7 protein-coding genes are annotated in these 10,678 nt (G+C 57.8%); 2 read left to right on the forward strand and 5 right to left on the reverse strand.

The annotated features are described in order from the left end of the window. Positions 1 to 116 precede the first annotated feature (116 nt). The gene (gene tyrP, locus ACN28Q_RS20310) at positions 117 to 1,325 is read right to left on the reverse strand and encodes a tyrosine transporter TyrP (RefSeq protein ID WP_095847997.1); all 1,209 of its coding nucleotides are present in this window, start codon (positions 1,323 to 1,325) and stop codon (positions 117 to 119) included. Positions 1,326 to 1,550: 225 nt separating this feature from the next. Here tyrP and ACN28Q_RS20315 point away from each other — a divergent pair, with 225 nt between their 5' ends. Further along, positions 1,551 to 2,747, forward strand: coding sequence for a nicotinamide mononucleotide deamidase-related protein YfaY (locus ACN28Q_RS20315; RefSeq protein WP_095847998.1), 1,197 nt, complete (start codon positions 1,551 to 1,553; stop codon positions 2,745 to 2,747). Between the two features lie 60 nt (positions 2,748 to 2,807). Here the strand turns inward: ACN28Q_RS20315 and yfaE are convergent, their stop codons facing one another. From yfaE to ubiG, 4 genes are all read right to left on the reverse strand, one after another. Then, positions 2,808 to 3,068, reverse strand: coding sequence for a class I ribonucleotide reductase maintenance protein YfaE (gene yfaE / locus ACN28Q_RS20320; protein ID WP_095847999.1), 261 nt, complete (start codon positions 3,066 to 3,068; stop codon positions 2,808 to 2,810). Positions 3,069 to 3,099: 31 nt separating this feature from the next. Continuing rightward, on the reverse strand, positions 3,100 to 4,230 hold the full coding sequence (gene nrdB, locus ACN28Q_RS20325) for a class Ia ribonucleoside-diphosphate reductase subunit beta (RefSeq protein WP_095848000.1): 1,131 nt from the start codon (positions 4,228 to 4,230) through the stop codon (positions 3,100 to 3,102). A gap of 102 nt (positions 4,231 to 4,332) precedes the next feature. Next, a complete protein-coding gene (nrdA, locus tag ACN28Q_RS20330; RefSeq protein WP_095848001.1) occupies positions 4,333 to 6,621 on the reverse strand; it encodes a class 1a ribonucleoside-diphosphate reductase subunit alpha in 2,289 nt (762 codons plus the stop codon). A 419-nt stretch (positions 6,622 to 7,040) separates the two neighbouring features. After that, positions 7,041 to 7,769: a bifunctional 2-polyprenyl-6-hydroxyphenol methylase/3-demethylubiquinol 3-O-methyltransferase UbiG gene (ubiG, locus tag ACN28Q_RS20335; protein WP_095848002.1), complete on the reverse strand. Its 729-nt coding sequence runs from the start codon at positions 7,767 to 7,769 to the stop codon at positions 7,041 to 7,043. Between the two features lie 212 nt (positions 7,770 to 7,981). Here ubiG and gyrA point away from each other — a divergent pair, with 212 nt between their 5' ends. Then, positions 7,982 to 10,630: a DNA topoisomerase (ATP-hydrolyzing) subunit A gene (gene gyrA / locus ACN28Q_RS20340; protein WP_095848003.1), complete on the forward strand. Its 2,649-nt coding sequence runs from the start codon at positions 7,982 to 7,984 to the stop codon at positions 10,628 to 10,630. Positions 10,631 to 10,678 lie beyond the last annotated feature (48 nt).

Consider the following 10,678-nt stretch of genomic DNA (forward strand, 5'->3'; position numbering starts at 1 on the left):
GGTTATCATTGCCGGCGCGTACCCGGGTTGATGATGGTGATGATCAGGTGCAAAAAATACATTGCCGCCCTGTCGGTGACGTCAGGGCGGCGTGAAGGGCAAACCGGGGAAGAGGGTTAGCCGGCGGCGGGCAGCAGGCCGGCGGCGATGCCCAGTTGAATGGCGATCACTAACACGCCGCAGGCAAACACCAGCGCCAGCGCAGGGCGGCCGCCACGCACCCGGTAGGCGGCCTGGTGTTGTTGGCGGGTTTTCCAGGCCAGCAAGGTGGGCAACAGCAAGGCCAGCACCGATAGCGCAATGGCGGCGAAGCCCAGCGCCAGCACGAAGCCGCGCGGATAAAATAAGGCAAAGGCCAGCGGCGGCAAAAAGGTGATAAGCCCGGTCTGCAGGCGGCCATGTACGGTGTTCCGGCGTTTACACAGATCGGCCAGGAAATCGAACAGCCCTAATGCCACGCCAAGGAACGAGGTCGCCAGCGCCAGATCGGCGAACAGGTGTACCGCCAATTCTACATGCGTGGAAGCCACCACATCGCGTACGGCCTGCAACAGCCCGTTCAGCCCCGCCTGCTGCGCCAGTATACCGACAAACGTTTGCGAGCTGATGCTGCCGAGCGTGGCCAACTGCCAGAAAATATAGGCAATCAGCGGGATTGCGCTGCCGATGATAAACACCCAGCGCAGCCGGCGGATATTGCCGCCCATGTAATTCACCACGCTGGGCACGCTGCCGTGGAAACCAAACGCAGTAAGGATCACCGGGATTGCCGAGAGCGTCAGGCCTTGCCCCAGCGGCAGCGTCAGCAGGTTGGCCCGGTGAATATTGGGCAACATTAACGCCAGCATGACCACCAGCAGGAACACTTTGGCGCTGAACAGAATGCGGTTGAACAGATCGACGGAATGCGTGCCGATGCACACCACGCCGCCCGCCACCAGGGTAAACAGCACCACGCCAAAGACGGCCGGCACGTTGCGGGCCGTCCATTGGCTGATGCTGGCGGCCAGCAATTCGCCGGCGCCGCTAATGTAGGCCGCGGTGAGGGCATACATCAGGAACATCATGCTGAAACTGGTCAGCCATTGGCCGCCGCTGCCAAGATAACGCCGTGCCAGCGTACCTAGGCCGGTTTCCGCCGGGTGGTGCTGGTACACTTCCACCAATAGCAATGCGGTATAGCACATCAGCAGCCACAGCCCGATCAGCAGCGCCAGGGTGACGCCAAACCCAACGCCGGCCGCCGCCAGCGGCATCGCCAGCATACCGGCGCCGATAGTGGTGCCGGCGACGATAAAAATACTACCAAGGGTGCGATTCTTCACGTTTTTCTCTACCGCCGCCTATTTTGGCAACATAATCAGTAACTCATTGCAGGGCGGCAGAATAGAGGAACGATTATTTTCTGTCAAACCGGCGTTACATGGCATGTAAATTTATATTTACGATTAAGGGGGTAATGGATCTGGCCGCCGTGAAGGGGTCGTGACGGGTGAAAAGTTGTTTACAGCCATCTATAGTGGGTAAAACAAAAAATGCAGGAGAGAGCAATGTTAAGGGTGGAGATGTTAAGCACTGGCGATGAAGTGCTATATGGGCAAATTATCGATACCAACGCGGCCTGGCTGGCGGATTACCTGTTCCAACAGGGCTTACCGATGAGCGGGCGTGAAACGGTGGGGGATAATTTGTCTTCGCTGGTGGAAACGCTGCAGGAGCGCAGCCACGTCGCGGACGTGCTGATTGTTAACGGCGGCCTGGGGCCGACCAGTGACGATCTCAGCGCGCTGGCGGCGGCTAATGCCTGCGGCGTGGCGTTGGTTGAGCACCCTGAATGGCTGGCGCGCATGACCGCCTATTTTGCCGAACGCGGGCGCCCGATGGCGGCGTCCAACCGTAAACAGGCGCAGATCCCGGCCAATGCGGAGATGCTTGATAACCGAGTCGGCACCGCCTGTGGTTTTGCGTTGACGCTGAATAAGTGTCTGATGTTCTTCACCCCCGGCGTGCCGTCAGAATTTAAGGTGATGGTGGCGGAACAGATTGTGCCGCGCCTGCGCCAGCGCTTTACCTTGCCCGAGCCGCCGCTGTGCCTGCGTTTGACCACCTTTGGCACCTCGGAAAGCGATCTGGCCGCCGAGCTGGATGGTATGGCGTTGCCGGCGGGCGTGATGCTCGGTTACCGCTCATCCAGCCCGATTATTGAGCTGAAGTTAACCGGGCCGGCGGAGCAGCGGGCGGCGATGGAAACCGCATGGGAGCGGGTGCGCGCCGTTGCGGGCGATAACACTATTTTCGAAGGCACCATCGGCCTACCGGGATTGTTGGCGCAAACGCTGCAACAGCGTGGGCTGCACCTGGCGCTCAGCGAGCAATTCAGTGCCGGCCTCATCAATCTGCAGTTGCAAACCGCCGGCACGCCGCTGGCGGGCGGCGAACTGTTGCCCAGCCATTGCATCGAGGATTTGCCCACGGTGCTGGCGCGCGCCCGCTCTTTGGCGCAGCTTGCCGGGGCGCCGCTGGCGCTGGCGGTCGGCGCGATGGTCGACGAACGGATCAATATCGCGCTGTATACGCCGCAGGGCGAATTTGCCCAGACGGTACAATATCGCGCGGCGCGCCACGGGTTGAGCCTGCGCCAGGAATCGGTGGCGATGTTGGCGCTGGATATGCTGCGCCGTTGGTTGCAAGGGGGCAATGCGTGCGGCAACTATAGCTGGCTGGATGTGGTGGAGCGTATTGGTTAACGGCAGGAAAGGATCCGGCACGCCCCGCGTCGGGAAACGGGCGGGGCGTACAGAGGCGTTTCAGATTTCCAGTTCGATATCCGCCAGCGGCATACAGCAGCAGGGCAGGATCTCACCGTCATTGATAAACGCCAGCGGCTGCTGGCGATAGGCGACCTGGCCTTTCACCAGCTTCAAGCGGCAGGAGCCGCAGTATCCGGAGCGGCATTGGTATTCCACCTGAACATTATGCCGCTCCAGCGCATCAAGCAGGCAGTGTTCGCTGTCCGGGCAGGCCAACTGCGCGCCGGTGGCGCGCAGCGTTACGGTTGACGTTGCCATAATGGTAAAGGCATCCCTCCCTGGGCGAGTATTACAGTTCGAAATCGCTCAGATCGTCGGCGTTGACTTCGGAATCGATCTGGCCGACCAGGTAAGAGCTCACTTCGACTTCCTGTGGGGCAACCTGCACGTTATCGGAAACCAGCCAGGCGTTGATCCACGGGATCGGGTTGGATCGGGTTTCAAACGGCAGGCTCAGGCCAACCGCCTGCATGCGGATGTTGGTGATGTATTCCACATACTGGCAGAGGATCTCTTTGTTCAGGCCGATCATTGAGCCGCCGCTGAACAGATATTCAGCCCACTCTTTTTCCTGCAATGCTGCTTTCAGGAACAGATCGTAGCACTCTTGCTGGCACTCAACGGCGATTTCCGCCATTTCCGGATCATCGCTGCCGGCGCGCATCAGGTTCAGCATATGCTGGGTACCGGTCAGGTGCAGGGCTTCGTCACGGGCGATCAGCTTGATGATTTTGGCGTTGCCTTCCATCAGTTCGCGCTCGGCAAAGGCGAACGAGCAGGCGAAGCTGACGTAGAAGCGGATCGCTTCCAGCGCGTTGACGCTCATCAGGCACAGGTAAAGCTGTTTTTTCAGCGAGCGCAGGTCAACCTTGACGGTTTTACCGTTCACCTGATGGCTGCCTTCCCCCAGCAGATGATAATAGCCGGTCATTTCGATCAGATCGTCATAGTAGCCGGAGATATCTTTCGCGCGCTTGAGGATCTCTTGGTTGGTGACGATGTCGTCGAACACCAGCGCCGGATCGTTGACGATATTGCGGATGATGTGGGTGTAGGAGCGGGAGTGGATGGTCTCCGAGAACGACCAGGTTTCTATCCAGGTTTCCAGCTCCGGGATGGAAATCAACGGCAACAGCGCCACGTTCGGGCTGCGGCCCTGGATGGAGTCCAGCAGCGTCTGGTACTTCAGGTTGCTGATGAAAATGTGTTTTTCGTGATCCGGCAGCGCCTGATAGTCGATGCGATCGCGTGAGACGTCCACCTCTTCCGGGCGCCAGAAGAAGGAGAGTTGTTTTTCGATCAGTTTTTCAAAGATTTCATGTTTTTGCTGGTCGAAACGCGCCACGTTGACCGACTGGCCGAAAAACATCGGCTCAAGCAGTTGATCGTTCTTATTTTGCGAAAAAGTGGTGTATGCCATAAGCCTTAATCCTTTGCAGCCCCACGCAGACAGGCCGGAGTGATCCGGCCCTGGTGAGGAAAACGCCAGAGGGCCGCATAACTACGGCCCGCCGCATGAATGTTAAATTTTGCAGGCGCCGCCTTCACAGTCGTCATCGCCGCCCTGTGCCGGCAGCATGTCTTCCTGAATATCATCAGCACCGTCACGGGTGTTTTGATAGTACAGCGTTTTAACGCCGAACTTATAGGCGGTGAGCAGATCTTTCAGCAGTTGCTTCATCGGCACTTTGGTGTTTGTGAAGCGAGCCGGATCGTAGTTGGTGTTGGCAGAGATCGACTGATCGATAAACTTCTGCATCAGGCCAACCAGCTGCAGGTAACCGTCGTTGTTCGGCATTTCCCACAGCAATTCATAGGCCTCTTTCAGGCGCTCATATTCCGGCACCACCTGGCGCAGAATGCCGTCTTTCGACGCTTTGATGCTGATGTGGCCGCGCGGCGGCTCAATACCGTTGGTGGCATTGGAAATCTGTGAAGACGTTTCCGACGGCATCAGCGCAGACAGGGTCGAGTTGCGCAGGCCGGTTTCTTTGATTTCTTTACGCAGCGTTTCCCAGTCGTAATGCAGCGGCTCGTCGCAGATGGCGTTCAAGTCTTTTTTGTAGGTGTCGATCGGCAAGATGCCTTGCGCATAGGTGGTTTCGTTGAACCACGGGCAAGCGCCCTGTTCCTGGGCCAGGCGGTTGGACGCCTTCAGCAGATAGTACTGGATGGCCTCGAAGGTTTTGTGGGTCAGGGCGTTGGCGCTGCCGTCGGAGTAACGCACGCCGTTTTTCGCCAGGTAGTAGGCGAAGTTGATGACACCGATCCCCAGGGTACGGCGCCCCATCGCGCCACGGCGGGCTGCCGGGATCGGGTAGTCCTGGTAATCGAGCAGGGCGTCGAGCGCCCGCACGGCGAGGGTGGCCAGCTCTTCCAAATCGTCCAGGCTGTCAATCGCGCCCAGGTTGAACGCCGACAGGGTGCACAGCGCGATTTCGCCGTTTTCGTCGTTAACGTCTTCCAGCGGCTTGGTCGGCAGGGCGATTTCCAGGCACAGGTTAGACTGGCGCACCGGAGCGATCTGCGGATCAAACGGGCTGTGGGTATTGCAGTGGTCGACGTGTTGAATATAGATACGGCCGGTAGAGGCGCGTTCCTGCATCATCAGCGAGAACAGCTCCACGGCCTTCACGCGTTTTTGGCGGATGCTGCTGTCTTGCTCATACTGGGTGTACAAACGTTCGAATTCGTCCTGGTCGGCGAAGAAGGCGTCGTACAGCCCCGGCACGTCGGATGGGCTGAACAGGGTAATGTCGCCGCCTTTGATCAGGCGCTGGTACATCAGGCGGTTCAACTGCACGCCGTAGTCCATGTGGCGCACGCGGTTGCCTTCCACGCCGCGGTTGTTTTTCAACACCAGCAGGCTTTCGACTTCCAGGTGCCACATTGGGTAGAACAGGGTGGCGGCACCGCCGCGCACGCCGCCCTGGGAGCAGGATTTCACCGCGGTCTGGAAGTGTTTATAGAACGGGATACAGCCGGTGTGGAAAGCCTCACCGCCACGGATCGGGCTGCCCAGCGCGCGAATACGGCCGGCGTTGATGCCGATGCCGGCGCGTTGGGAGACGTATTTCACGATCGCGCTGGAGGTCGCGTTAATCGAATCCAAGCTGTCGCCGCATTCGATCAGCACACAGGAGCTGAACTGGCGGGTAGGGGTACGCACGCCGGACATAATTGGCGTCGGCAGCGAGATCTTGAAGGTCGAGATCGCGTCGTAGAAACGTTTGACGTAATCCAGACGCGTAGCGCGCGGGTAGCCGGAGAACAGGCAGGCTGCCACCAGAATGTACAGGAACTGCGCGCTCTCGTAGATTTCGCCGGTAACGCGGTTCTGCGCCAGGTACTTCCCTTCCAACTGCTTGACGGCGGCATAGGAGAAGTTCATGTCACGCCAGTGATCGATAAAACCGTCCATCTGCTCGAACTCTTCAGTGCTGTAGTCTTCCAGCAGATGCTTATCGTACTTGCCCATCTCGACCATGCGGGTCACGTGCGCATACAGCTTCGGCGGCTCGAACTTGCCGTAGGCTTTTTTACGCAGGTGGAAGATGGCCAGGCGTGCGGCCAGGTATTGGTAATCCGGCGCATCGCGTGAGATCAGATCGGCCGCCGCCTTGATGATGGTTTCATGGATATCGGCGGTCTTGATGCCGTCGTAAAACTGAATATGGGAACGCAATGCTACTTGAGAAACCGAGACGTTATTTAAACCTTCTGCGGCCCAGTCGATGACCCGGTGAATTTTATCAAGATTGATGCGCTCTTTGCGGCCATCGCGCTTAGTAACAAGTAGACTCTGGTTCATATGCTGTTTTCCGTATAATGTCTGCCAGGCAGAAGTGTAGTCGCTCTGCTCAGTATGTAAACACTATATATAGGGGTTATAGGTGGTAGAGGCGTCAAGATAGTGAGAAAAAAGGGCCTTGGCAAGTGAACAGAAACGGCCTGTTTTGTGGATAACTTGGGGGCAAAATGTTATGCCCGCTCCGCAATGCGCGCCGTGTCTGGCATGGCGCTGTTGTCAATAAGCAGGATAGGATTTTGCTGATTTGCTAAAAAACATGATCGTTTGCCGCTTTCTTAAACATTAGAAAAAAACGGCATATTGATCTGGTTTAATATTATAAAAAAACTGCCGCCCGCCGTTTTTTCCGGCGGGCACCGGGTAAGCATGTGTGATGGGTCTATTTACTATAGACCCCATCGGCGACGATATGGGGAGCATTAACAACCTTCGCGCTGGGTATGCACCATATAGTTGACGTCCACGTTGCGGCCAAGCTTGAAGCGATCGGTGATCGGGTTGTAATGCAGGCCGATCATGTGTTTTTCCCGCAGCGGGGTGCTGTCGACCCAACCGATCAGTTCAGACGGGCGAATAAACTTTTTATGATCGTGCGTGCCCTGCGGCACCATCTTGAGAATATACTCGGCGCCGATCACCGCCATCAGCCAGGCCTTGGTATTGCGGTTGATGGTGGAGAAGAATACATGGCCGCCCGGTTTTACCAGGTGAGCGCAGGCGCGCACCACCGAGGCCGGATCCGGCACGTGCTCCAGCATTTCCATGCAGGTCACCAGATCGTATTGTTGTGGGTTGGCATGGGCATGGCTTTCCACCGTTTCCTGGGTATAGGTGACGTTGACACCGCTTTCCAGCGCGTGCAGGCGCGCCACCTGCAGCGGCTCCGCGCCCATATCCAGGCCGGTGACCCGCGCGCCTTCCTGCGCCATACTCTCGGCCAGGATGCCGCCGCCGCAGCCGACGTCGAGCACGGTCTTGCCGAAGATGCCGCCGGCGCGCTGCATGATGTACGCCAGGCGCAGCGGGTTAATGCGGTGCAGCGGTTTGAATTCCCCTTCCAAATCCCACCAGCGCGAGGCCACGGCCTCAAACTTGGCGATTTCCTGTTGGTCGACGTTTTGCGCTTGGCTGGATGTCTCTACATTCATGGGTATGCTCTGGCTCCTGTTCCTGTTGCGAAGAGTATACATGTTCTGGCGCGCCGCTGTCCCCAGCCTGTGCCGCAAGGCACGAACCGGCGGGAGGAAACGGTTCTTTGCTGCGGTAATTTTCCTGTAAAGCGCGCTTTGTGATATAGTTTTACACCTTTGCCACTATGGCATGCGGGCAGATGAATCATTAGTAGAGGGATAGCAGCTCCATGAGCGACCTTGCCAGAGAAATCACACCGGTAAACATCGAAGAAGAGCTGAAAAGCTCGTATCTGGATTACGCGATGTCCGTTATCGTCGGACGTGCGTTGCCAGATGTTCGTGATGGTCTAAAGCCGGTGCACCGCCGCGTCTTGTACGCGATGAATGTACTGGGTAACGACTGGAATAAGCCATACAAGAAATCGGCCCGTGTCGTCGGCGACGTGATCGGTAAATATCACCCGCACGGTGACAGCGCGGTTTATGACACCATTGTACGTATGGCCCAACCGTTTTCGCTGCGCTATATGCTGGTGGACGGCCAGGGGAACTTCGGTTCGGTCGACGGCGACTCCGCAGCGGCAATGCGTTATACCGAAGTACGCATGGCGAAAATCGCCCACGAATTGCTGGCGGATCTGGAAAAAGAGACCGTTGACTTTGTGCCTAACTATGACGGTACGGAACAGATTCCGGAAGTCATGCCAACCAAAATCCCTAACCTGCTGATCAACGGCTCCTCCGGTATCGCGGTAGGGATGGCGACCAATATTCCGCCGCATAACCTGTCCGAGGTTATCGACGGTTGCCTGGCCTATATCGATGATGAAAACATCAGCATTGAAGGGCTGATGGAACATATCCCAGGGCCGGATTTCCCAACGGCGGCAATCATTAACGGCCGTCGCGGCATTGAAGAAGCCTATCGCACCGGCCGCGGCAAAGTGTATATCCGCGCCCGTGCCGAGGTGGAAGCCGACGCGAAAACCGGCCGCGAAACCATCATCGTGCACGAAATTCCGTATCAGGTGAACAAAGCGCGCCTGATCGAGAAAATCGCCGAGCTGGTGAAAGATAAACGCGTCGAAGGCATCAGCGGCTTGCGCGACGAGTCCGACAAAGACGGCATGCGCATTGTGATTGAAGTCAAACGCGACGCCGTGGGTGAAGTGGTGCTGAACAACCTGTACTCACAAACCCAACTGCAAGTGACTTTCGGCATCAACATGGTGGCGTTGCACCAAGGGCAGCCAAAGCTGCTGAACCTGAAAGACATTCTGCAAGCCTTTGTGCGCCACCGCCGCGAAGTGGTTACCCGCCGGACTATTTTCGAACTGCGCAAGGCACGCGATCGTGCGCACATCCTGGAAGGTTTGGCGATCGCGCTGGCGAATATCGATCCGATCATTGAACTGATCCGCCGCGCGCCGACTCCGGCGGAAGCGAAAGCCGGGCTGGTTGCACAATCCTGGGAACTGGGCAACGTGGCCTCGATGTTGGAACGCGCGGGCGACGATGCGGCACGGCCAGAGTGGCTGGAGCCTGAATTCGGCATCCGTGACGGCAAATATCACCTGACCGAACAGCAAGCTCAGGCGATTTTGGATCTGCGCCTGCAGAAACTGACCGGCCTTGAGCATGAAAAACTGCTCGATGAGTACAAAGAGCTGCTCAACCAGATCGCTGAACTGATCTTCATCCTGGAAAACCCTGAACGCCTGATGGAAGTGATCCGTGAAGAACTGGTCGCCGTGCGCGAACAGTTTGGCGATCAGCGTCGCACCGAGATTACCGCCAACACTTCCGATATCAACATCGAAGATTTGATCAACCAGGAAGACGTGGTGGTGACGCTGTCGCACCAGGGCTATGTGAAGTATCAGCCGCTGAGCGATTACGAAGCCCAGCGCCGCGGCGGCAAAGGCAAATCTGCCGCCCGAATAAAAGAAGAAGACTTTATCGATCGTCTGTTGGTGGCCAACACCCACGACACCATTCTGTGCTTCTCCAGCCGTGGGCGCCTGTACTGGATGAAGGTTTACCAATTGCCTGAAGCCAGCCGTGGCGCACGTGGCCGCCCAATCGTCAACCTGTTGCCGCTGGAGGCCGATGAACGCATCACCGCCATCCTGCCGGTGCGCGAGTATGAAGAAGGGCGCCATGTCTTCATGGCCACCGCCAGCGGCACCGTGAAGAAAACCGCCCTGACCGAGTTCAGCCGTCCGCGCAGCGCCGGTATCATCGCCGTCAACCTCAACGAGGGGGATGAGCTGATTGGTGTCGATCTGACCGACGGCAGCAACGAAGTGATGCTGTTCTCCGCCAACGGTAAAGTGGTGCGTTTCCCAGAGTCGCAGGTGCGATCAATGGGGCGTACCGCAACCGGCGTGCGCGGCATCAACCTGGGCGAAAGCGATCGCGTGGTGTCGTTGATTGTGCCGCGCGGCGAAGGCGATATCCTGACCGTGACGCAAAACGGCTACGGCAAACGCACCGCGGTGACTGAATACCCGACCAAATCGCGCGCCACCCAGGGGGTTATCTCCATTAAGGTGAGCGAACGTAACGGCCAGGTAGTCGGTGCGGTTCAGGTGGAAACCACCGACCAGATCATGATGATCACCGATGCCGGTACGCTGGTGCGCACCCGCGTGGCGGAAGTCAGCGTGGTGGGCCGTAATACCCAGGGCGTAACGCTGATCCGTACCGCTGAAGATGAGAACGTGGTGGGTCTGCAACGCGTTGCCGAACCGGTTGAAGATGAAGAGCTGGACAGCATCGAAGCGGGTGAAGCGGTAGAAGAAGATGCCGCACCGCTGGATGATGACGGCGACGACAACGAAGCGGCCGACGATGCGGATGGCGAAGACGCATAACGTTTAGTGGGTGGCTATGCCTGCCGGGGCGTAACGCTTCGGCAGGTT

This window comes from Gibbsiella quercinecans, assembly GCF_002291425.1.
Classification (GTDB): domain Bacteria; phylum Pseudomonadota; class Gammaproteobacteria; order Enterobacterales; family Enterobacteriaceae; genus Gibbsiella; species Gibbsiella quercinecans.

What these genes read in the sequence shown, in the direction of transcription:
- nrdB (WP_095848000.1), bottom strand. Translation starts at nt 4,230, where the DNA reads ATGGCATACACCACTTTTTCGCAAAATAAGAACGATCAACTGCTTGAG.
- yfaE (WP_095847999.1), bottom strand. Translation starts at nt 3,068, where the DNA reads ATGGCAACGTCAACCGTAACGCTGCGCGCCACCGGCGCGCAGTTGGCC.
- ACN28Q_RS20315 (WP_095847998.1), top strand. Translation starts at nt 1,551, where the DNA reads ATGTTAAGGGTGGAGATGTTAAGCACTGGCGATGAAGTGCTATATGGG.
- ubiG (WP_095848002.1), bottom strand. Translation starts at nt 7,769, where the DNA reads ATGAATGTAGAGACATCCAGCCAAGCGCAAAACGTCGACCAACAGGAA.
- gyrA (WP_095848003.1), top strand. Translation starts at nt 7,982, where the DNA reads ATGAGCGACCTTGCCAGAGAAATCACACCGGTAAACATCGAAGAAGAG.
- nrdA (WP_095848001.1), bottom strand. Translation starts at nt 6,621, where the DNA reads ATGAACCAGAGTCTACTTGTTACTAAGCGCGATGGCCGCAAAGAGCGC.